This window comes from Nesterenkonia aurantiaca (assembly GCF_004364585.1).
Lineage (GTDB): Bacteria > Actinomycetota > Actinomycetes > Actinomycetales > Micrococcaceae > Nesterenkonia > Nesterenkonia aurantiaca.
In genome coordinates, this window is sequence record NZ_SOAN01000001.1 from 178,424 (window position 1) to 199,643 (window position 21,220).

The window sequence follows — 21,220 nt, forward strand, 5'->3', positions numbered from 1 at the left end:
ACGTATCCTCAGGAAACGCTGTGCTCCAGGCGACCGACAGCGATCTCCGCCAGCTGTCCTCTGCGGATGCGGGCCTCTTCCTCGGGGGTGTTCTGCAGCCGCAGCTGCAGCTGGGTCATCATCTGGGCCGGGGTGCGTCCGGCGGCCCGGATCAGGAAGATCCGGTCGAAGCGGTCCTCATAGGCCCGGTTCGCGCTGATCCATTCCTGCTGCGCGGCCTCGTCCTGGCTGAGGCTTCCCTGTTCACGCCGGGAGGCCTGCGCCTCCCGGGTCTCGCCCTGGACCTTCTCGCCGATCCGGGGGTGATGGGCCAGTGCGGCGTCCACCTCCAGGTCGGTCCAGTCCTGGGCGATCTCGGTCGCGACCTGGGTCAGCTGCTCGACGTGCGCGTAGGGCCGCCGGGCCAGCAGCGCAGCTCGCCAGGCGGGAATCGGCACGCAGGCATCGAGCAGCTCCTTGAGCTCCTCGGGCGATGCGGCGTTGAACTCAGTCAGTCTCATGGATCTCCGTTTCCGTGACTCCGGACCCATAGCTCTGGTGGGCCGGGATTCTGGCATGGAAGGCGGCGGCCCGATGGATCAGCGCGATATCGCTGCCAGCGGGGCCGATCAGGCAGACGCCGGTGGGCAGGTGGTCGCGGGTGCGCAGCGGGACGTTGACCGCGGGAAGACCGGCAAGGCCTGCAAGGCAGGTCAGCAGCATGGTGCTGCGGCGATGCTCTTCGATCACGGTGCCGCCCAAGGCGGCATCCGCACGAAGCGGTGCCGGCCCGGCGGCGGAGGGCACGGCGAGGATCTCGTCGCCGACCCAGCGGCGGATGATCCGGCGGGCTCCGGCGGCCAGCGCCCGGGCCTGCATCTCCTGGTCTGCCGTGAGCTCGCTGGCCATCCGGAACCTGGCGCCGACGTCGGAGGCCATCGTCTCCCAGTGGTGGGCGATCCATTCTCCGTGGTTGGCCCAGGCCTCGCGGAACTGAATGATCCGGAACGCCTCGAACCAGGCCGCGTGCATCTCCGGGGTGACGCCTTCGATCTCTTCGATCGGACTCCCGGGGCTCTGCGGCGAGCGTTCGGCACTGCCGTCAGCTCCGGAGCCGGACTGGGCGGTCAGTGCCGCGCGCACGGCCTCGGTGACCTCCGGCTGCACCTGGTCGAAAAGGGTCGGGATGATCTTCAGCGCCGGCTCGGAGTTGAGGACCGGATCACCTGGAGAAGTGGCGGGGTGGCGCAGCAGCACCTGTGCGACGGCGGCGAGGGTGTCCGCGTCGCGGGTCATCCACCCGATGGTGTCGAAGCTCTGCGCCAGCGGCTGCACTCCGTCCAGGGCGATGGCATCGTGGGTGCTGCGGATGCCCCAGAGCCCCTGGTAGGAGGCGGGCACCCGGATGGAGCCGCCGGTGTCGCTGCCCAGTCCGATGCTCGCCTGGCCCAGCGCCGCGGCGGATGCGGAGCCGGAGTTGGACCCGCCGCTGATCCGCTGCGGTGCGGCTGGATTGGGCGGGGTGCCGTAGTGCTGGTTGGTTCCGGCCAGGGAGAGCGCGAGCTCATCGGTCTGCGCGATGCCGGCGATGGCTGCCCCGGCCTCGAGCAGCTGGGTGATCGCGGTGGCGGTGGTGTCTTGAACCGGCGCGTCGGCGAGCCAGCTCGGGTTCCCGGCGCCGATCCGATGCCCTGCCACGGCGTAGAGGTCCTTCACCGCGAGGGTGTGCCCGTCCAGACTCCCCGTTCCGGTGGCGGGCACCAGTGGCGCGCCGGCGTCCCCGCCGACCCGCCAGACCGTCGCGTCGATCGGGTGCTCTGCCGCGGCCTGGGACGGGGGCATCGCGGGTGATTGCTGCGTGACCCGGTCCATCACAGCCCTGCGAAGTCTTTGACGGAGACCTTCGCATGGACGCCCTTGACGATGTCGACCACCTGGGAGATGTTGAAGTCGGTGGCCGCGGAGAGATACGCGTAGGCGTGTTCGGCGTCGAGCCCCCAGCGGGCCTGAAGCAGCACGATCGCGTTGTGCACACAGTTGCGCACCGCGATGTCGAGGTCCTCATCCATCCCGGTGGGGATCAGGTGATCGGTGGTCTCGGCGAGCGGGCCGATCTGTTCGCCGAAGGCTCGCAGCGCCTCCTCACGGGGAACCACCTCGAAGCTCAGGTGTCCGCGCAGCGAGGCTTCCATGGCGGTGAGCGCAACCTCGCCGTCGCCCTGGGCGAAGTGTGGGTCCCCGACGAAGGCCAGCGCGCCGGGCACCTGGACCGGGAGGTAGAGCGAGGTTCCTTCGGTGAGCACCTTGATGTCGATGTTCCCGCCGTGGGCGCCGGGGGGCACCGAGTGCGGCCGGACCTCGCCGGCCACGGCCACCCCGATGGTCCCGAAGAACGGGGCGAGGTCGAAGCTCAGCCGTCGCGGGGCGCCTGCCTTCGGGGCCATCCAGCCGCGCGGGACGCCCTCGGCGTCGGGCTCCACGGCGGCGAAGATCGACACGTTGGCCTCCCCGCGCGGGTACTCCCCGTTCAGCGCGCCCTTGCCGTGCCGGTTGGAGATGATTCCGTAGGGCACCCGGCGTTCAAGCTTGTCGATGGTGACCTTCAGCAGGTCTCCGGGCTGCGCGCCGGCCACATGGATCGGGCCGGTGTTCACATGCGGTCCATCGAGCTTCGGGTCCCGGGCGTGATCGCTGGCGGCCAGCTCGATCGCGTCGTTGAGCACCTGCTCGGCCGGGACGCCGTGGCCGGCGAAGTATCCGGCGGGGTCCCGGCCCTGATCCTCCAGGATGCCTTCATGCGAGAGGGTGTCGATGACGACCTGCTCCCCGGGCTGGATGTGCAGCACCGGAACGTCACTGGCGCACGGCAGGCGCCCCCAGAAGATGTTCTCCGCGGTGGCCGGGAGGTAACGGGCCCCCTCGGGCAGGTGCTCGCCGGGCTGCAGGACGGGCTCGGGGCTGGACTCCACGCTGATGCGGGTGCTGGACTGCTGGTCGGTTGGCAGGCTCATGGATCACTCTCCTCGTCCCGATCCAGTCTGCCCGATCAGGTGTTACAGCAGAATGACGCCCCAGAAACCGATGTTTCAGAGCCGTTGGTGTTTCAGAGCTGTTGGTGTATCAGAACCGCTGGTGCATCAGAGCTGCTGGTGCGCCAGGGACGCGGCGAGCGAGGTGTGGGTGCCCAGCCGCAGGGTCTCGCGCATGGCGTCACCCAGCTGCTCGGCGCTGGTGAGGAACCCATCGTGCCCGATCGGGGAGTCGATCATGTGCACCTGATGCTCCCCCGGAACTGCGTCGGCGATCTCCTGGGACTGCTCTGGGAAGTACAGCCGATCCGTGGTGACCGCGGCCAGGAACGGCACTGCGGTGACTCCGGCAAGCGCCTGGTCCACTCCCCCGCGTCCGCGGCCGACGTCGTGGCTCATCAGTGCCTCGGCGAGGACGATGTAGGCGTTGGGGTCGAAACGCTTCAGAAGCTTCTCGGCCTGATGGTCCAGGTAGGACTCCACCTGATAGCGCCCGCGCCGGCGCTGGGGCGCGCCGAAGGGATCCTCCGACCCCTGGGCGGAGCGGCCGAAGCGCACTGCCAGCTCATATTCTGCGCGGTAGGTGATGTGCGCGATCCGCCGGGCCAGTCCGAGCCCGGCCTGCGGAGCCGGACCGGCGTAGTAGTCGCCGCCGGCGAAGTGCGGGTCATTCTCCACGGCCAGGACCTGGGCCTGGCCGAAGGCGATCTGCTCTGCGGTGGAGGCCGCCCCGCAGGCGAAGACGGCCACGCCTTCGACCATCTCGGGGTAGGTCACGGCCCATTCCAGCGCCCGGGCACCTCCCATGGATCCGCCGATCACCGTGTGGAACCTTTCGATGCCCAGGGCCTGAGCCAGCCGGGCTTCGAGGTGCACGGAGTCGCGAATGGTCACGAAGGGGAATCGGGAGCCATAAGGCTTCCCCTCGGGATCCAGGGAGGCGGGTCCGGTGGAGCCGTAGCAGCCGCCGACCATGGCCGGGGCGATGACGAACCAGCGCTCGGTGTCGATCGGGCGGCCGGGCCCGAGCAGCCCCTCCCACCATCCGATGGAAGGGTCCGCCGCGGTCGCGGCGACGTGGGAGTCACCGGTCAGGGCGTGTGCGACCAGGATGGCATTGCTGCCGTCCTCGTTCAGCGTGCCCCAGGTCTCGTAGGCAAGGGTGACATCAGGCAGCCGCCCGCCGGCCTCAAAGGTGTACGCGCCGACCTCAGCGGTCTTCAGCGCTCCGGCAGGTCGGTTCCCAAAGTCGTTCAGCACCTGATCACCCTAGCCTCAGACCGCCGCTGCGGTTTCTTGCTTCGTCACATTGTTCGCGCCGGCCTCGGAGGCGGTGTCTGTAGCATGCTCCGATGCCGCAGATGCTGCGGCCTGGGCGGCCTTCTCGAAGCCCTGGGCCAGGTCGGCGATGATGTCGTCGATGTGTTCCAGGCCCACGGAGAGCCGGACCAGTCCGGGCTTGACCCCGGCGGCGCGCTGCTCGGCGGCGCTGAGCTGGCTGTGCGTGGTCGAGGCGGGGTGGATCACCAGGGAACGGACGTCCCCGACGTTGGCCACCAGCGAGTGCAGCTCAAGCGCGTCCACGAAGGCCTGGCCGGCACGCGCCTGGGCGGCGTCGTCCTCGGCTGTTCCCCCGGCGAGCTCGAAGGCCAGCACCGCCCCGGACCCGCGCGGCAGGTACTTCTTGGCGCGTTCGAAGCAGGGGCTGGAGGGCAGCCCGGAGTAGTAGACCCGCCGGACGTCGTCGTGGGCCTCCAGGTATTCGGCGACCTTCTGAGCGTTCTCCACGTGGCGCTCGATCCGCAGCGAGAGGGTCTCGAGCCCGAGGTTGATCTCGAAGGCGTTGTGCGGGGACAGCGCCGGTCCGAAGTCGCGCAGCAGCTGGACCCGGGCCTTGAGGATGAAGGAGAGATTGACTCCGAAGATCCCCTCGGATCCGAGATCGCGGCCGAAGACCAGCCCGTGATAGCTCTCATCCGGGGTGGAGAAGCCGGGGAAGCGCTCGGGGTGGGCGAAGTAGTCGAAGCGTCCGGAGTCCACGATCACCCCGGCGATGGCGGTGCCGTGCCCACCGAGGAACTTGGTGGCCGAGTGCACCACGACGTCGGCGCCGAAGTCGAAAGGCCGGATCAGGTAGGGCGTGGTCAGGGTGGAGTCGATGATCAGCGGCGCGCCGAACTCGTGCGCCACCGAGGCGACGCCTTCGATGTCGAGCACGTCGCCGCGCGGGTTCGCCACGGCTTCGCCGAAGAAGGCCACCGTGTTCTCCCGGGTGGCGGCGCGCCAGGACTCGAGGTCATCGGGGTCCTCCACGAAGGTGACCTCGATGCCGAACTTCGGCAGGGTGTGCTTGAAGAGGTTCTGTGTGCCGCCGTAGAGCGTGGGCGATGCGACGATGTGGCTGCCGGCGTGGGCGATGTTCAGCAGTGCCAGCGAGGTGGCGGCCTGTCCGGAGCCGACGGCGAGCGCCCCGACTCCGCCTTCGAGGGCGGCGATCTTGTCCTCCACCGCCTGGACGGTGGGATTCCCGATGCGGGAGTAGATCGGGGCGATCTCCTCGAGGCCGAAGCGGCGCGCGGCCGCGGCGGTGTCCGGGAAGACGAAGGAGGTGGTCTGTTGGATCGGCAGTGCCCGTGCTCCGGTGACCGGGTCGGGGGCGACGCCGGCGTGGATCTGCTGGGTCTCGAACTGCCAGGTGTTCTCGTGGCTCAAGGGATTCTCCATTCAATGCGGCCCAGGATCTGGACCGAATCTGAACGTCGCTGCCGGTGAGCGTGTTGCCGGCGCCGAATCCTGTACGGCCCTGTCCTGAGGACTGGGGTGAAGGGCCCGCACTGGTGTGTGGCCCGCGCTTGCCACGGTCAGTCCTTGGATCTTCTCCGGGACTGCCGCAACCAGGTCGTCACCCGGGGCACCCCACCGCGAACTGGAGGGTTGCCGGCCAGCAAACCGGGGTTTTGCGCTGGCACTCTTGACCTAGGGATAAGTCTGCATCGCGGAATGCTCCGGTGCAAGTGCGGTGGGTCCGGCGGGTTCGCAGTTCGTCATGTTCGGCGCCCGACGGGCGAGGATCCGTGGCGCTGCTGCCGGGTCGAGGCGCTCCATCTCTGGACTCTCCCCCATGCGCTCTTCCCGACCGAGATCCTTGCGGAATCCCCCACCGGATCCGGGATCTCCTTCCGCGGGGAGGACTACGCCGATGGGGACGAGGTCTTCGTCGGGGCAAGCACTGCGCAGTCGATCAGCTACCCGGTCCCGGAGGAGTGCGACGCAGACCTCGCGCCCGATGCGTGTGATGCCGAGGCCCCACAGTGGACGGTCACCCCGTCTGCCCCAGCTCCGTGAAGCCGACGGTCACTGGTCTCCCGGCCCGAGAGAATGTAGCGTTTCTTTCGAAATAGAGAACCAAAATATTGGATATTCATCTCATGCTTCTTGTGAAATCTTCTACAATCGTTGGGCTCAATCCAGTGATCAACTCCTCCTGGATCGACATTGCGTGGTGGGGCATACCGATCGCCTACGCCACAGCTCTCCTCTGGGCCGCGGTGGAGCTGGTCCGGAACCAGAGCCTTGACCTCGCGCCCAAGATCGCCTTCGCGTTCCTGATGGTCCTGGCACCGTTCATCGGCTCGGTTCTGACCATTCTGCTGGTCCGGACCCACGCGCGGCCCTCGGCTCGAGGTCAGACCGAGGGAACCGCACCGACGGAGGATCCCACGCTGGCACGGGTCACTCAGGACCGAGGAACGCGAACGGCTCGGCCGGTTCGAACAGATCGCTGACCTCTCCCACGTGACCCTCGGGCGGCCCCTCGCTGAGCACCAGACGGCGGACCCCGGAGCCTTCGCCGAGCGCGAGCCGGTCCAGCGAGACCCAGATGACGCTGGGCCGCAGCGCGGAGTCGAAGTAGTACCGGCGGTCCTTGTGGTCCGCCACGGTGCGCCACTGGGTCGAGGAGATGTTCGGCTGCCCCGGGGTGGAGATCCCATAGGGGACCGAGGCGTTGCGGATGACTCCGAACACCGCCGCGGTCGCGATGGTGCGGTCCTCGACCTGGGGCACCGCGTTGACGTAGAAGCTGGCCCGGACATAGCGGTCTGCGGCGCGGTTGGTGCCCGGCAGCATCACGGTCCCGCCGATCCCGCGCCAGTAGGCGTCGACCGCCAGCTGTTCCGCGAAGGGCGGCGAATTGGTCATCACCTGGTGCGCCCGGTCGTGGTGGATCTGCAGCGTCCCGTCCAGGTACTCACAGATCGCGCTGTCCCCAGAAGCATCGGAGATCGACAGGTGCATGGTCGCCTCGCGCGGCTGCCCTGGCACCCCGGCGGTGACCACGGCAAAGTCTTCCCGGGCCAATACTTCCACCGCCTCCGCCACGGTGGCGAAGCTATCCAGCACATACTGGGCCCACGCGCCGAGGGAGAGCTTCTGCCGGACGTCATCGAGCCTGGGGTAGCGCGATTCCACCAGCCAAAGCGCATTGGCGACGAGGCCGCACTCATTGATCCCATCGGTGGTCGAGACGTCATAGCCGGTGGCGATCACGCTGCCGTAGCGAGATGTCCAGGTCAGCGAGCGCGGCCCGGCTCCTCCCTTCCGCGGGAGACCGCGCGGGAAGACCCACAGATTCGTCCCCAGGTCGGCGTTCCAGTCCATGGACCGGGCCGTCAGCACACGGTCCTGTTCGCCCAGGTAGACCACTCGTGTGCACATCAGACCCGCCTCTCCCCGATCCGGGGCTTTCGTTGGGCCTCAGTGTGTTCCAGGCCATATCCCGAGGTCAACCCTGACCTAGACTCAGCTTCCATGACCGCTTCTGACCCTGATATCCCGATGATCCTGCGCGGCGCCTTTGCGTCGCATGCCTTGAGCACCGACCCGGCTGAGCTTGACGCCCATTCGGTGGACAAGGGGCCGCTGGAGCACTGGCAGGTGCACCGACCGCGCGCTGTGGTCTTCCCTGAATCGACCCAGGACGTGCAGAAGCTGGTGCGACTCTCGGCCGAACACGGGTTCGCGCTGATCACCCGCGGCGCCGGGACCTCCGTCTCCGGCGGGGCGAACACCACCGAGGGATCCGTGGTGCTGAACCTGGCCCGGATGAACCGGATCCTGGCAATGCGGCCGGAGGACGAGGTCGCCGTGGTCGAACCAGGTGTGATCAACGCCGACCTCAACGCTGCCGCCGCGGAGCACGGGCTGATGTACGCCCCTGACCCGGCGAGCTACCGCATCTCCACCATCGGAGGCAACGTCGCCACCAACGCCGGCGGCCTGCGCTGCGCCAAATACGGGGTGACTCGGGACTCGGTGCTGGCCCTGGACGTGGTCCTCGCCGACGGCACACTGATCCATACCGGCCAGGCCACCTTCAAAGGTGTCGCCGGCTACGACCTGACCAGCCTGTTCGTCGGGTCCGAGGGAACCCTGGGCATCGTCGTCGGGGTCACCGTGCGACTGCGCCATCTGAGTGAGCACACCGAGACCATCGCGGCGTTCTTCGAGGAGCTGACCACCGCCGCCCAGGGAGTCCTGGAGATCGGCAAGGCCCGGGTGCAGCCGGCGATCACCGAGCTGCTGGACCACAACACCATGCTCGCCCTGGATGAGGCCCAGGGCTCGGATCTGGCGGGGCGGGGCAACACGCTGCTGCTGATCCAGACCGATGGCCACGGTGCGGCCATCGAGGCCGAGATCATCCGCGAGGTGCTGCGCGGCCTCGGCGCGTTGGTCAGCGACCCCGGCTCCACCGAGTCCGAGCGGCTGATCGAGCTGCGTCGGCACGCCCGCGGCGACGGGGTCGTCACCGAGGTGCGCGTGGGTGAGGATGTCGCAGTCCCGCGCTCGAAGCTGGTGGACTACATCCGCGCCATCGAAGGCCTCGCCCAGGAGCACCAGGTCCAGCTCAAGGTGGTCGCGCACGCCGGAGACGGCAACCTGCATCCCACCTTCAGCGTCCCCAGCGCCGAGCTGAGCCCCGGCACCGCCCCCGAGACCACAGCCAACGACGACGCCGCCTCCGCCGCTCGGCCCGAGGGCACCTCAGTGACGGTCGATCCCGCAGCGGATGATCCTGCGGCATCGGCCATGCTGCGGCTGAATGCGGCGCTGGACGGCTCGGTTCGGCTCGCGCTGGAGATGGGCGGGACCATCAGCGGAGAGCACGGGATCGGCACCTATAAGCTGCGCTGGCTGGACTGGGAGCAGTCCGAGGAGGTCATCGCGGTGCAGCGCCGGATCAAGGATGTGTTCGACCCGGAGCACAGGCTCAATCCTGGGCGGGCGATCCTGTAGCCGCGCAGCCCGGACCGATGAGGATCGCGCGGGCCGCGGCGTCTGCGTCCGCGAGCGATCGGGCCGAGGAGTCCACGTCCCCGCCGGCCTCGGCAGCGATAGCGGTGCCCCATTGGACCGAGCTGAGCTGCAGGCCGAGCACGTAGATCTCCTCCGGCTCGGCGCGGTCCATCGGGATCAGTCGATGCGGGACGGTGGTCACGTCGAAGCCCTTGCCTGCCCTTGGCGCCCCCGAGGCGTCGACAAGTTCCCGCGGCCGGGCAAGACCCCCGCGCAGCAGTCCTGCCACCAGGGGTGACCGGGAGAGCTGGACGCGATTCGCGGGCATCATCGCCTCGAGCAGCCAGCGCCCCTGGTAGGCCGGGGCGGCGACCGCCGGAGATTCAGCCGTGTAGAACCCGGTCTCTCGGTCCACGTCGAAGATCGGCTCCGGTCCGAGGAACTCGACGACTCCGGCCCGGGTGAGCGCGGCGAGCTCCTCGATCCGTTGCAGCGGCGGACCGCTGGCCAGGCCCTCCACCAGAGATTCGAACCAGCCCTCGATCTCGCTGATCTGGCTGGACTGGGACACCCGGCCCTGACTGATCAGCGCCTTGACCTCCATCCGGGCCAGGTGCAGCGCGCCGATCGCCATCTTCACCGGGCTGCGCACCCCGGCAGCGGAGGTCGCGGCGTCGTCCTCGAGATAGGCGCTCATGTGCTCCTGGTACTGCTCGGCGGATTCGAAGGTCAGCCCGCCGAAGGGCCTGCCGAGCGAGCGGATGTCGAACCAGAGCACGTCAGGAGCGAGCTCGCGCAGCAGCCGCTGGCCGCGGGTCTGCAGCACGGCCTCACCGAGATGGGCGTCCGCGAGCAGCTCATCCAGCGCGCTGGAGAACTCCGGGCCAAAGAGCTGCGGAGCGAGCTCCACCAGAGTCCGGTAGTAGGTGCGCAGCACATCGCGCTGGATCAGCGGCCACAGGTGGGCGGAGAAGTCGAGCAGGTCGTGGCGCCGTTCAGCCTCCGCCACCGCCACAGGATTCAAGTGGTGAAGCGTGATCCCCACCGGGGCGAAGCCCGGCGATTCGGTGAGCGCAGTGGACTTGGCCCGGTACGGGGTGCCGCGCCGCGACCCGGCGACCAGATGCGGCTCATCCCCCGTGGCGAGGTACTCCAACCGCTGCCCGGCCGGACGGTCGGCGTGTTCATGGAACACTCCTCCGCGGCCGACGCTGGCTTGGATCATCAGGTCGAAGAAGTTCAACCCCATCCCCCGGACCAGGACGTTCTCCCCCGCGGGCAGCGAGTAGTAGTCCACCTCGGTGGGGATCGCCGGCGGCTGGTAGTGCAGTCCGAGCTGTTCGGCGACCTCGGTGAAGTGCTCCCCGGATTCATTCAATCCGGCCGGGATGTGTCCCAGCGCCAGCACCACCTGATCGACCCTGAGCGGTTCATCCCGGATCTGAGCCTCGCCGTTCTGAGCATTGCGGATCTGTGCATCGCGGAGCGGGCTGGCCGCGCCGGCGGGGCTGAGCATCAGCTGGTACCCGGCGTCGGCGCGCTGCAGCTCGGTGACCTCGGCGCTGAGGTGCTCCACGGTGATCCCGGGCTGACGCTCCAGGCCGGCGCAGACCTCGGCATGAAGCCAGCTCAGGTACTGCCCGTAGGCGGCGCGGGTCGGGTAGTCGGTGTCGGTCCCGCCGTGGTCGATCCCTCTCAGGACCGGGGGCTCGAAGCTGTCGACACGCACCGAGGTGGCGGTCTCCTCGGCCTCGTGCTCGTGCCGCCACTGCGCGAAGGAACGGGACACCGAGGACGCCGGCAGCTGGACCTGGGTCGCGCCGGCTGGCGCCGCGGTAGGAAAGCTGGCAGGGGTGTTCATCAGGTACAGCGGCGACTGCTGCGGATTCCACACGCGGCCGGGACCATGAGGTGCCGGATCGATGATCAGGATGCGCAGCCGGGGCGTCCGGGCAGCGGCCGTGCCGTGTTCCAGCGCGGCGAGCAGCCGCTCCAGGAACGAGGTGCCGCGGGGTCCGGCGCCGATCAGCGCGACGCTGCGATCCTCGGTCTGGCGGGGCATGGGCGGCGGATTCTCCTGATGGATTCTTCGAGTATCGGGTCCCGACCAGGGTACTGCGAGCGCGCGCTTTGTCAGTTTCCTGGACGAACCGCTAGTCTAGACGGGCGCATGAGAACGGTTCGCCGGATTCGTGGGCACAGGAGGCGTGCCAGAGCGGCCGAATGGGCTTCACTGCTAATGAAGTGTCCGCCTCAAAGCGGACCGGGAGTTCAAATCTCCCCGCCTCCGCCCTTTTTGTGAAGAAGAACCCCCGTCGGGAGCAGTCCTGGCGGGGGTTCTTCTGCGTCGGCCTCCCGGCCGGTACGGGGCGTCGGGATCTACTCCTGGGCGATGTCCACCACGATGCGCACCGGATCCGTCAGCTGCTGGACCCGGAAGTCGCGCTGCTGATCGAGGCTGATCAGCACCTGGCTCTCCCCGCCTGCCAGCTCCCCAGGCTGAATCTCGCGCACCATCGCCGCGTCGGTCTCAGGACTCCAGGCCTCGCTCCAGGCGGCGGCCTCGGCGTCGGGGCCTCCGGTGGTGCCGAGCACGTCGATCAGCAGCATCGCCTCCACCGCGCCGTCCTGCACCTCGGTGAAGCCCGTTCCCTGCTCACCCGGCTCGATGTACTGGGCCTGGTGCGCCAGGCCGGTGTCCAGGGCGTATTCCAGCACGATCCGCTCATAGCCCGCATGCGAGCCGAGCCGGATCTCGCTGAGCACCTGAACCGTGTCATGGCTGACGTCGAGCATGAAGTCCGCGTAGTCCTCGCTGGGCTGGGGCTGTGTGCTGAAATCGCTGAGGTCGGCCGCCTCGGGGGCCTCCTCTTCGGACGCCTCGTCGGTGTCGGCCTCGTCGGTGTCGGCCTCGTCGGTGTCGGGCTCGTCGGTCTCCGCCGCGTCGGCGTCTGACTCGTCGGCGTCGGGCTCGTCGGTCTCGGGATCGCTGCCGCCCTCGTCCACGGCTGGCTGCTCAGACTCGTCTGCATCGGCGCCACTGCTCGGTTCGGCAGACCCATCCGTCTCGGCTGACTCGGTGGGCTCTGCAGATTCCTCAGCCTGCCCTGCGCTGTGCTGCGTCGGATCGTCCTGGGGCAGCTCGTCCTCCGGGGAACCGCAGCTGCTCAGGGCCAGCGCTGCGGCGATCGCCGCGGTGGGCAGGAATGCGTCTCTGGGGCTCATCGTCCGGCGCTCTTCTCAGGGGTCGGGGTGGGCATCTGCTGTCATCTCGACTTGTGACCAGCACTGATCACCGTATCCTGCGGGAAATCGTTAGGCTCGGACCATGACTTCCTCCGCCGCCCCGCTGCCCGCCGACTCCTCAGTGCCGCGTGCCGTGTTGGTGGGATGCGGCGATGTGGGCACCCGGATCGGACACCGGCTTCTCGAGCGCGGCTGGAGCGTCTCGGGCTGGCGACGCAGTCCGGAGCGCCTGCCTGCGGCCTTCGACGGCGCGGCCATGGACCTCACCGAGGAGTCCAGCATCCCGACGTTGCCCTCCGATACCACGGCAGTGGTCTTCTCCCCCGCCGCCGGAAGCCGTGACCCGCAGCGTTACGAGCAGGTCTACCTCCGGGGACTCGAACGAGTGCTGGAGCGGATCACGCAGGCAGGTCTCGCCGAGACGGTGCAGGTGCTCCTGGTCTCCTCCACCTCGGTCCTCGGCGACGCCGCAGGACGGCTGGACGAGTCCGCCGCGCGCACCCCCGCCAGCCCGACCGGTGAGATCCTGGCCCGCACCGAGGCGCTGCTGGAGCAGTGGCGGAGCGCCGGCGCCGAGTCCTCGGGGCGCTCACGCAGCGGCATCCTGCGCCTGGCCGGGATCTACGGACCGGGCCGGGACCGCCTGATCAAGCAGCTGCGCTCCGGTTCGGTGGGTGAGTCCGCAGGTCAGGACACCCATGAGGCCTGGAGGATCTCAAACCGAGTCCATTCCGAGGACGCCGCGCGCGCCGCCGTCGAGCTCTTGACCTCCACGGCCCCGCCGGAGCTGGTGCTGGGCGTGGATGAGCTCCCGGTGCCCCTGGGCGTGGTGCACAACTGGATGGCCGACCAGCTGGAACTTCCCCGACCGTGGAGCGATCCGCGACTGGATCCCGCGGTGCTGGACTCGCTGCCCTCGAACTCGCCGGTCCGCCAGCGCACCGACGCCCTGTTCGATTCCGCGCTGCTGCGCGCGGGCCACGGCAAAGCCCTGGACGGGTCGGTGCTGCATGGTCTGCTCGGCGAGCTGCTGCACCCGGATTTCCGTTCGGGCTACACCGACGCGCTGCGCCAGTAGGAGCCCCCGGCCGGTTCGGTTCCGACCCCAGCCACGCTGAGTCATGGTGCTGCCCGGTGGGGCCAGCAGGTGGACCACTGCTATCTGTGCTTGACATCACATCCACTCCGGTGCTTGAGTTTACTTACTGACCATTCGGTCTGGAAATGCGATGAGGAGCACCGATGACTGAGTCCGCCCAGCTCGCCCCCGAGAGCCTTGACTCGCGCCCCACGGATCGCCCGCGGCACCGAATGCTGGAGAATGACCGGGCCTCACAGGCGCTCGGCATCGAGGTGCTCACCGCAGACCCGGGCCACGCCCGGATCAGCATGGAGATCCGCGAAGACATGACCAACGGCTTCGACATCGCCCACGGGGGAATGCTCTTCGCCCTGGCAGACACCTGCTTCGCCATGGCCTGCAACCATCCGAGCCTCGACGAGGGCACCATCACCGTGGCCTCCGGGGTCGACATCAACTTCCTGAAGCCTGCCCTGCTCGGCGAGACGATCACCGCCGAGGCGACCGAAGTGGCGAGCACCGGACGCAGCGGCGTCTACGACGTGCGAATCACTCGCGGAGACGACCTGCTCGGCGTCTTCCGCGGTCGCTCGCGCACCATCGCCTCCCCCGGAAAGAAGTGACCCGATGAGCATCTTGAACACCGAAACCGCCGCGATCCCCGCCACCGACCCCGGACTGCCCGATGCCCAGGAGCTGATGAGTCGCGAGGAGATCGAGGCGCTCCAGCTCACCCGGCTGCAGCAGACCCTGCGCCACGCCTACGACAACGTCGCGGCCTACCGTGAGCTCTATGACGCCCACGGCGTCGGCCCGGAGGACCTGCAGACGCTGGAGGACCTTGCGAAGTTCCCGTTCACGGACAAGGAATTCCTGCGTGCGGCTTACCCGTTCAAGGCCTTCGCCGTGCCCATGGAGCAGATCCGCCGGGTGCACGCATCCTCCGGCACCACCGGGCGACCCACGGTGGTCGGCTACACCGATGCGGACATCGAGAACTGGGCGACCCTGCTGGCTCGCTGCCTGCGCTACTCCGGGGTCCGCCCGGGAGACCTGGTGCACAATGCCTACGGCTACGGGCTCTTCACCGGCGGCCTGGGCGCCCACTACGGGATCGAGAAGCTCAAGGCGACCGTGATCCCGATGTCGGGGGGCCAGAGCGAGAAGCAGGTCCAGCTCATCCAAGACTTCAAGCCTCGGGTGATCCTGTGCACCCCGACCTACCTGTTGGCCCTGGCCGACGCCTTCCGCGCCGCCGGGGTGGACCCGCGGGAGACCTCCCTGGAGGTCGCCGTCCTCGGTGCCGAACCGTGGACGGACAAGATGCGCCATGAGATCGAGCAGACCTTCGCATTGAAGGCCTGCGACATCTACGGGCTCTCCGAGGTGATGGGCCCCGGCGTCGCCGGTGAATCGGTGGAGCGCCAGGACGGCTCCACCATCTGGGAAGACCACTTCCGACCGGAGATCATCGACCCGATCAGCGAAGAGGTGCTGCGCACCGGTGAGCACGGCGAACTGGTCTTCACCACGCTGACCAAGCAGGCGCTGCCGATCATCCGCTACCGCACCCACGACCTGACCCGGCTGCTGCCAGGCTCGGAACGACCGGGGCACCGCCGAATGGGGCGGATCACCGGGCGCAGCGACGACATGATCATCCTGCGCGGGGTCAACCTCTTCCCCTCCCAGATCGAGGAGATCGCCCTGGAGATCAAGGAGCTCTCACCGCACTTCCAGCTGCGCCTGGCCCGGCCGGGCAAGATGGATGAGATGACCGTGCACATCGAACGCCGCCCGGAGACCTCCGCGGCGGACGCCGAGACGGCGGGTGCCGAGCTGGCCCGTCAGATCAAGGTCAAGGTCGGCTCCAACTGCAAGATCAGCGTGGAGGAGCCCGGGTCTCTGGCCCGCTCCTCGGGCAAGCTGCGCCGAATCTATGATCAGCGACCCCGATAGTCCCGCGACTAGTGTGGAGTCATGACCTCCACTTCGACGACGGCGTCCGCCTCCCGCCGGGGCCGCCCCGGCTATGACCGTGAGGGGCTCATCACCGTCTGTGTCGAGACCTTCAACCGTCACGGCTATGAGGCGACCTCGATGGGCGCGCTCTCCCGGGAGCTGGGCATCTCCAAGTCAGCGATCTATCACCATGTCAGCTCCAAGGAAGAGATCCTCGACATCGCGCTGAACCGTTCGCTGGCCGAGCTGGAGCGGGTGGTCACCGAGGCGGAGGCGCTGGACGCCTCCGCTCTGGCCGAGCTGGAGATGATCCTGAGTGAATCGGTGAAGGTGCTGACCACTTCATTGCCCTATGTCACGCTGCTGCTGCGGCTGCGCGGGAACTCCGAGATGGAGGTCAAGGCGCTGCAGCGTCGCCGTGAGATCACGCTGCGCATCGCCGAGCTGATCCGGCAGGCCCAGAGCGACGGCGACCTGCGCCAGGACATCGACGCCCGGACCGCCTCGCGCCTGGCCATGGGCACCATCAACTCGATCGTGGACTGGTACCGACCGGTCGGCGGCGCTCCGGACGCGGCCCTGGCCGAGACCGTGAAACAGATCATCCTCGGCGGACTGCGAGCGCCTGAGCCGCGCTGACCGCCGCCGGGCCGCGGACTGAGAGCCAGCCCCGCCGCCTGCGGTGGTCTCCCCCGCCCCCGTCACGGCCTCACCCGCACCTGTCTCGGCCTCGCGCGCCCTCTCGCGCCCCGTCGCGGCCTCGCGCGGCCTGTCGCGGCCGTCACTTTATGTGCGTGAGGCAACGGATCGGATCCGCGAGCTGACAGGCATCCGCGCTCATCCGGCACATTCCGCCCCTCAGACATGCCACGACATAGTGCCAAAACCTGTTGACCCCGATCTTTTGTTCAGGTTAGCGTCAGCTCACACCCGGGATCACATCCGGTTCATCTCGGCTTGTCAGCAAGCCTTCCTAGGGTCCATTCCCGGTGTCGATGCTCGCTCTTCTCATCACCGCCGGGCAGATGGTCCTGAAGATTCAGCCGCACCCGCGCGACGCATCACCCGCGGAGCAGCGCTGCTTCGACACCGCTCCGCCGGCGGCCGACCTCCGACCACTCCCCCAGATAGAGGTATTCACGAATGGACATCCTGACAACCGGCGGCACGTTCGCCCTGGTGATCGGCCTGCTGATCGCAGCAGTGCTGATCGGCATCGTGACCCTGCTGATCATGCGGGCATGGACCAAGGTCGCCCGGGCCGATGAAGCGCTGGTGGTCACCGGCAAGTCCTCGCGATCCGACGTTCCGGGCTCGCGTCCCAAACAGGTCATCGTCAACGGCCGCGCCCTGGTCAACCCGATCCGGCAGCGCCACGAGATCATCTCGCTGCGCTCCCGCCAGGTGCTGATGACGGTCACCGCCCAGAGCCATGACAACGTGACGATCAAGGCCGAGGCCGTGGCGCTGGTCAAGATCGGCAGTGCTGTCGAAGACGTCAAGGCTGCCTCGGAGCGCTTCGCCTCCCAGGACGACGCCGTGGTCGAGTACACCCAGGACCAGCTCGAAGGTGCGCTGCGCGGCCTGATGGCCCAGCAGACCGTCATCCAGCTGATGCGGGATCGACAGAAGTTCTCCGACGAGATCTCAAGGTCGATCTCTCCGGAGCTGCTGACCCAGGGCCTGTTGCTGGACTCCTTCCAGATCCGGGAGATCACCGACGACTCGGGCTACATCGCATCCCTGGGCGCCCCGGAGATCGAGGCCAAGCGCCAGGCCGCTGAGATCGCTGCGACCAACGCCGAGCGCGCGATCGCCAAGGAGCGCATCTTCAACAGCGAGCAGAACCTGGTCGAGGAGACGGAATACGACTCGAACAAGGCCGCTGCCACCTCACGGGTGGGCCAGGCCCGCGCCCAGGCCGAGCAGGCCGAAGCTCTGGCGGGCGAGAAGGCTCGGCAGGAGGTGCTCGGCCAGCGAGCCGAGAACCGGCAGGCCGAGCTCGACGCCGAGGTCAAGCGCGTGGCCGATGCGGATCTGTACAAGCAGCAGAAGCGCGCCGACGCCGAGGCCTACCAGCGCACCAAGGCTGCTGAGGCCGAAGCACTCGTCGCCGAGTCCGAGGCTCGGGCACGGCTGAAGCGCTCCGAGGCCGAGGCCACCGCGATCCGCGAAGAGGGCGAGGCCAAGGCCGCCGCCATCCGCGCCGAGGCAGAAGCACTGCGCGAGAACCAGGAGGCCGTGCTGGCTCGCGAGGCCCTCGCGGTGCTCCCACAGCTCATGGACTCCTTCGCCGCCGGCTATGCCAACATCGGCTCGATGACACTGATCGGCGGCTCCGGCGAATCAGGCGCCTCCAAACACTTCGACGGCGAGGCCTCCGTGGCACTGGCCGGGGTGTTCAAACGGGTCGAAGCAGCCACCGGCATCGACCTGGGATCGATCCTGCAGGCGAAGGTTCAGGGAACGGCCATGGGCGAGGCGCTTGCCGAGTCCAATCACACTGATGCTGGCAGCGGCCAGAACCAGTAACGACGGACGACCGGACGAATCACTATGGCAGCTGTTCGCTTGCGGACTAGCATGGCCGAATGGAGGTTCACAAAGCTCGAGCGTTTCTCACCGTCGCGGAGGAGCTGCACTTCGGTCGAGCCGCCAAGCGGCTGCACATGGCCCAACCGCCGCTCAGTCGGCTCATCCACCAGTTGGAGACCGAGCTGGGAGCCAAGCTTTTCGAACGTGACACTCGAAATGTGACCCTGACGCCAGAGGGTGAAGCGATCCTGCAACCTGCTCGCGAACTGCTCATGCTCTCGCAGCGGATCAAGGATGTAGTCGTGAAATCACAGAAGGGTGAGGTGGGGGGCGCCCGGCTGGGTTTCGCCGGCGCATCAGTCAACCAGGCAGTGGGGGAACTCGCACGTCAGATCCGGAGGCAACGTCCAGGGATCTCTCTGAAGCTCTACAGTTCGGAGTTTTCACACCTGGGCCTGCAGAAGGTTCTGGACCGTTCCCTGGACCTGGTCATTGGCCGCTGGGACTTCCTGCCCGCCGAGATCAGCTCCCGTGTCGTCGGTGTGGAAGAGCTGCTGATCGCACTCCCGGAGAACCACCGTCTCGCAGGTCAGGACACCGTGGCAGCTGAAGACCTTGTCGATGAGTCATGGCTGGTCCTTCCTGGCGGCGCGGGGGCAACCCTGCCGAATCGACTCAACGCACTCGGCGTAGACGCGGGCTTCGTGCCGCGAATCGTGCAGGTGGCACCGGACTCCGGGACTCTCGTCGTGCTTGTCGGCGCGGAGATGGGGATCGCCCTCACCCTTTCAAGCGTGCGCGACCATGTTCCTTCCCGTGGCGTGGTCTACAGACCGTTGCGAAACCGGCAGAAACCAGTGGAGGTCCGGCTCATCTGGCGACGCGACGACGTCAGTCCGGGCCTGCGTGCCGTCGTCGACATCTCCAAGTCCGTCTTCCCCCCGCCCGACACGCTGGACCCAGAATCCGCCTCAGCCCCGTCTGTGGGTCCGCCGCAGCGGCGATCATGAGGGCGCCTCCTCGCGGGGCTACTCGCCGTAGCTGTAGAAGCCTCTGCCGGTCTTGCGCCCCAGTTCATTTCTGGCGACCATCGCCCGCATGAGCGGCGGTGGGGTGAACCGGTCCCCCAGCTTGGACTCGAGGTACTCCGCGATTCCCAGGCGCACATCCAGGCCAACGACGTCGGTCAGAGCAAGTGGACCGATCGGGAACCTGTAGCCCAGCACCATCGCGTCATCGATGCTTTCAGGCGAGGCAACGCCTTCCTCGACCATCCGAATCGCTTCGAGGGCGATCACCAGTCCAAGACGCGAGGATGCGAAACCGGGCGAGTCGTGAACCACCACCGGAGTCTTGCCCAACCCCTCCACCCATCGCACCGACAGATCGCGGAGTTCCTGGTGCGTGTGCTTCGAGAGCACGACCTCGACAAGCTTCGAGGCGGGGACCGGATTGAAGAAGTGGAGGCCGCAGAACCGTTCGGGGTTCGATAGCTGCCCAGCGAGGTCATCCACGGACAGAGAGGATGTGTTCGTGGCCAGCCAGGCCGTCCCCGAGAGATGCCGCTCGACGTCCTGCAGGGCAGAGATCTTCAGTGCCCAGGATTCTGGGACGGCTTCAACAACCAGCTCCGCCTGCGCAAGATCAGCATGGTCCACGCTCGTCCTGAGGCGTCCGGCCAGTTCCTGGAAACCCCCCTCCACCGAGCCTCGCTCAAGCGATCTCGAGATGTCCCGCTCGACTCGCTCCTTGGCCGCTCGTGCAGACTCCAGGTCTCGTTCGACGATCGTCACCCGAGCGCCGGCGAGCAGGAAGGAGTGGGCGATCCCTGCCCCCATGCGGCCTCCCCCGAGAACTCCGACCGCTGATGGGACCGCAGCGCTCATCAGGTCTTTTCCACGAGCATCGCCGTGCCCTGGCCGACGCCGACACACATCGTGACCAGGCCCATCGTTGCGGATTCACGCTCCATGCGCCCCAGCAGAGTGGTGGTGATCCTGGACCCTGACGAGCCCAGGGCGTGACCGAGGGCGATTGCGCCGCCGTCGTTGTTCACGGTCCCGGCATCGAGCCCGAGGCGCCTGATGCAGGCCAATGACTGGGTGGCAAAGGCCTCGTTCAGTTCGACGGCGCCGAGGTCGTCGATGGAGTAGCCGCTGCGCTCGAGCACCTTGTTGGTGGCCGGAACCGGTCCGAGTCCCATGAGATGAGGGGCCACCCCGGCCGAGGCGCCGTCCACGATCCGCGCTCGAGCGGCAAGGCCATACTTCTTGATGGCCCGCTCCGAGGCGACCAGTATCGCCGAGGCGCCGTCATTGAGGGAGGAAGAGTTCCCGGCCGTGACGATCCCGTCGGTCTTGACCACGGGACGCAGACGCGCGAGGACCTCGGGGGTGGTGCCCGCGCGGGGTCCCTCATCGGCGACTACGACCGTCTCGGCGCCCTTGCGACCCTTCACGGTGACGGGAACGATCTCCTGCGTGAAGCGACCGGCGTCGCTCGCGGCGATGGCGCGCTCGTGGGAGGCGACGGCGAACGCGTCTGCATCCTCCCGGGTGATGCCGTCCACGACCGCGACCTCCTCGGCGGTCTCGGGCATCGAGTAGGTCAACTTGTCGATCTTCTTGAACTCTGGATTTGTGAACCTCCAGCCGATTGAGGTGTCGAAGACCTCCCCGGGCTTTGCGAAGGCTGCGGTCGGCTTCTCGATGACCCATGGGGCACGGGACATGGACTCGACACCACCAGCGATGACAAGGTCAGCCGCCCCGGACTTGATCATGTGTGAGGCCGTGATGATCGCCGACAGGCTGGAGGCGCACAGCCGGTTGACGGTGATCCCCGGAACGGTGTCGGGGAAGCCTGCCAGCAGCCAGGCCATGCGGGCGACGTTGCGGTTGTCTTCCCCGGCACCGTTGGCACAGCCGAGGATGACCTCGTCGACGTCGTGAGGGTCGATGCCCGCCTCAGCCACCGTGTGCTGGATCACCAGGGCGGCCAGGTCGTCCGGGCGGACGCTGGCCAGCGCGCCGCCGTAGTTGCCCGTCGGGGTGCGGGAACCGCCGACCAAGAATGCTTCCGTCACTGTCTC

General features: G+C 67.9%; 17 protein-coding genes, 1 tRNA gene and 1 riboswitch. Of the genes, 8 read left to right on the forward strand and 10 right to left on the reverse strand.

Annotation, left to right across the window (positions count from 1 at the left end; genetic code table 11):
• Positions 1-8: 8 nt before the first annotated feature.
• The 6 genes from uraD to EV640_RS00775 all read right to left on the reverse strand — a co-directional run bounded on the left by uraD (position 9) and on the right by EV640_RS00775 (position 7,724).
• Complete coding sequence (uraD, locus tag EV640_RS00750) at positions 9-500, reverse strand: 2-oxo-4-hydroxy-4-carboxy-5-ureidoimidazoline decarboxylase (RefSeq protein WP_166645829.1); 492 nt, start codon at positions 498-500, stop codon at positions 9-11.
• Positions 487-1,821, reverse strand: a complete 1,335-nt coding sequence (locus tag EV640_RS00755; protein WP_133725490.1) for an amidase family protein — start codon at positions 1,819-1,821, stop codon at positions 487-489. Before EV640_RS00755 ends, uraD begins: the two co-directional genes overlap by 14 nt.
• 29 nt (positions 1,822-1,850) lie before the next feature.
• Positions 1,851-2,990, reverse strand: coding sequence for an acetamidase/formamidase family protein (locus tag EV640_RS00760; RefSeq protein WP_084479409.1), 1,140 nt, complete (start codon positions 2,988-2,990; stop codon positions 1,851-1,853).
• Between the two features lie 126 nt (positions 2,991-3,116).
• A complete protein-coding gene (gene metX, locus EV640_RS00765; RefSeq protein ID WP_133725491.1) occupies positions 3,117-4,268 on the reverse strand; it encodes a homoserine O-acetyltransferase MetX in 1,152 nt (383 codons plus the stop codon).
• Between the two features lie 15 nt (positions 4,269-4,283).
• Positions 4,284-5,720: an O-acetylhomoserine aminocarboxypropyltransferase/cysteine synthase family protein gene (locus EV640_RS00770; protein WP_424991605.1), complete on the reverse strand. Its 1,437-nt coding sequence runs from the start codon at positions 5,718-5,720 to the stop codon at positions 4,284-4,286.
• A gap of 131 nt (positions 5,721-5,851) precedes the next feature.
• A riboswitch (SAM riboswitch) is annotated at positions 5,852-5,985 on the reverse strand.
• Positions 5,986-6,740: 755 nt separating this feature from the next.
• On the reverse strand, positions 6,741-7,724 hold the full coding sequence (locus EV640_RS00775) for a linear amide C-N hydrolase (protein ID WP_133725493.1): 984 nt from the start codon (positions 7,722-7,724) through the stop codon (positions 6,741-6,743).
• 93 nt (positions 7,725-7,817) lie between these two features.
• Here EV640_RS00775 and EV640_RS00780 point away from each other — a divergent pair, with 93 nt between their 5' ends.
• Entirely contained in the window at positions 7,818-9,305 is a 1,488-nt protein-coding gene (locus tag EV640_RS00780) for an FAD-binding oxidoreductase (RefSeq protein WP_133725494.1), read from the forward strand.
• Here EV640_RS00780 and EV640_RS13640 read toward each other — a convergent pair.
• Entirely contained in the window at positions 9,280-11,367 is a 2,088-nt protein-coding gene (locus tag EV640_RS13640; protein WP_208292149.1) for an FAD/NAD(P)-binding protein, read from the reverse strand. The two genes, EV640_RS00780 and EV640_RS13640, sit on opposite strands and share 26 nt — an antisense overlap.
• Positions 11,368-11,506: 139 nt before the next feature.
• On the opposite strand from EV640_RS13640, the gene EV640_RS00790 reads away from it, so the two are divergent.
• Positions 11,507-11,595 (forward strand) — tRNA-Ser (locus EV640_RS00790).
• A gap of 89 nt (positions 11,596-11,684) precedes the next feature.
• Here EV640_RS00790 and EV640_RS00795 read toward each other — a convergent pair.
• The gene (locus tag EV640_RS00795; protein ID WP_133725495.1) at positions 11,685-12,530 is read right to left on the reverse strand and encodes an AMIN-like domain-containing (lipo)protein; all 846 of its coding nucleotides are present in this window, start codon (positions 12,528-12,530) and stop codon (positions 11,685-11,687) included.
• Positions 12,531-12,633: 103 nt separating this feature from the next.
• Between EV640_RS00795 and EV640_RS00800 the strand changes: the two genes are divergently transcribed.
• From EV640_RS00800 to EV640_RS00825, 6 genes are all read left to right on the forward strand, one after another.
• Positions 12,634-13,629, forward strand: a complete 996-nt coding sequence (locus tag EV640_RS00800; RefSeq protein ID WP_133725496.1) for an NAD-dependent epimerase/dehydratase family protein — start codon at positions 12,634-12,636, stop codon at positions 13,627-13,629.
• Positions 13,630-13,793: 164 nt separating this feature from the next.
• Complete coding sequence (paaI, locus tag EV640_RS00805; protein WP_133725497.1) at positions 13,794-14,255, forward strand: hydroxyphenylacetyl-CoA thioesterase PaaI; 462 nt, start codon at positions 13,794-13,796, stop codon at positions 14,253-14,255.
• A 4-nt stretch (positions 14,256-14,259) separates the two neighbouring features.
• Positions 14,260-15,591 (forward strand): AMP-binding protein, encoded by a 1,332-nt coding sequence (locus EV640_RS00810; protein ID WP_133725498.1) that lies wholly within the window; start codon positions 14,260-14,262, stop codon positions 15,589-15,591.
• Between the two features lie 21 nt (positions 15,592-15,612).
• Positions 15,613-16,233 carry a TetR/AcrR family transcriptional regulator gene (locus tag EV640_RS00815; protein WP_036474341.1) on the forward strand — a complete coding sequence of 207 codons (621 nt, stop codon included), beginning with the start codon at positions 15,613-15,615 and terminating at the stop codon, positions 16,231-16,233.
• A 504-nt stretch (positions 16,234-16,737) separates the two neighbouring features.
• Positions 16,738-18,126, forward strand: a complete 1,389-nt coding sequence (locus tag EV640_RS00820) for an SPFH domain-containing protein (RefSeq protein ID WP_036474342.1) — start codon at positions 16,738-16,740, stop codon at positions 18,124-18,126.
• A 59-nt stretch (positions 18,127-18,185) separates the two neighbouring features.
• A complete protein-coding gene (locus EV640_RS00825; protein ID WP_036474343.1) occupies positions 18,186-19,139 on the forward strand; it encodes a LysR family transcriptional regulator in 954 nt (317 codons plus the stop codon).
• Positions 19,140-19,157: 18 nt separating this feature from the next.
• On the opposite strand, the gene EV640_RS00830 is transcribed toward EV640_RS00825, so the two are convergent.
• Entirely contained in the window at positions 19,158-20,015 is an 858-nt protein-coding gene (locus EV640_RS00830; RefSeq protein ID WP_036474344.1) for a 3-hydroxyacyl-CoA dehydrogenase family protein, read from the reverse strand.
• Complete coding sequence (locus tag EV640_RS00835) at positions 20,015-21,214, reverse strand: acetyl-CoA C-acyltransferase (protein WP_133725499.1); 1,200 nt, start codon at positions 21,212-21,214, stop codon at positions 20,015-20,017. Before EV640_RS00835 ends, EV640_RS00830 begins: the two co-directional genes overlap by 1 nt.
• Between the last annotated feature and the right edge of the window lie 6 nt (positions 21,215-21,220).

Bases quoted from the DNA above. Each gene is read 5' to 3' on its own strand.
- uraD (WP_166645829.1), bottom strand. From the start codon at position 500: ATGAGACTGACTGAGTTCAACGCCGCATCGCCCGAGGAGCTCAAGGAG.
- EV640_RS00755 (WP_133725490.1), bottom strand. From the start codon at position 1,821: ATGCCCCCGTCCCAGGCCGCGGCAGAGCACCCGATCGACGCGACGGTC.
- EV640_RS00760 (WP_084479409.1), bottom strand. From the start codon at position 2,990: ATGAGCCTGCCAACCGACCAGCAGTCCAGCACCCGCATCAGCGTGGAG.
- EV640_RS00775 (WP_133725493.1), bottom strand. From the start codon at position 7,724: ATGTGCACACGAGTGGTCTACCTGGGCGAACAGGACCGTGTGCTGACG.
- EV640_RS00780 (WP_133725494.1), top strand. From the start codon at position 7,818: ATGACCGCTTCTGACCCTGATATCCCGATGATCCTGCGCGGCGCCTTT.
- EV640_RS13640 (WP_208292149.1), bottom strand. From the start codon at position 11,367: ATGCCCCGCCAGACCGAGGATCGCAGCGTCGCGCTGATCGGCGCCGGA.
- EV640_RS00795 (WP_133725495.1), bottom strand. From the start codon at position 12,530: ATGAGCCCCAGAGACGCATTCCTGCCCACCGCGGCGATCGCCGCAGCG.
- EV640_RS00800 (WP_133725496.1), top strand. From the start codon at position 12,634: ATGACTTCCTCCGCCGCCCCGCTGCCCGCCGACTCCTCAGTGCCGCGT.
- paaI (WP_133725497.1), top strand. From the start codon at position 13,794: ATGACTGAGTCCGCCCAGCTCGCCCCCGAGAGCCTTGACTCGCGCCCC.
- EV640_RS00810 (WP_133725498.1), top strand. From the start codon at position 14,260: ATGAGCATCTTGAACACCGAAACCGCCGCGATCCCCGCCACCGACCCC.
- EV640_RS00815 (WP_036474341.1), top strand. From the start codon at position 15,613: ATGACCTCCACTTCGACGACGGCGTCCGCCTCCCGCCGGGGCCGCCCC.
- EV640_RS00820 (WP_036474342.1), top strand. From the start codon at position 16,738: ATGGACATCCTGACAACCGGCGGCACGTTCGCCCTGGTGATCGGCCTG.
- EV640_RS00825 (WP_036474343.1), top strand. From the start codon at position 18,186: ATGGAGGTTCACAAAGCTCGAGCGTTTCTCACCGTCGCGGAGGAGCTG.
- EV640_RS00830 (WP_036474344.1), bottom strand. From the start codon at position 20,015: ATGAGCGCTGCGGTCCCATCAGCGGTCGGAGTTCTCGGGGGAGGCCGC.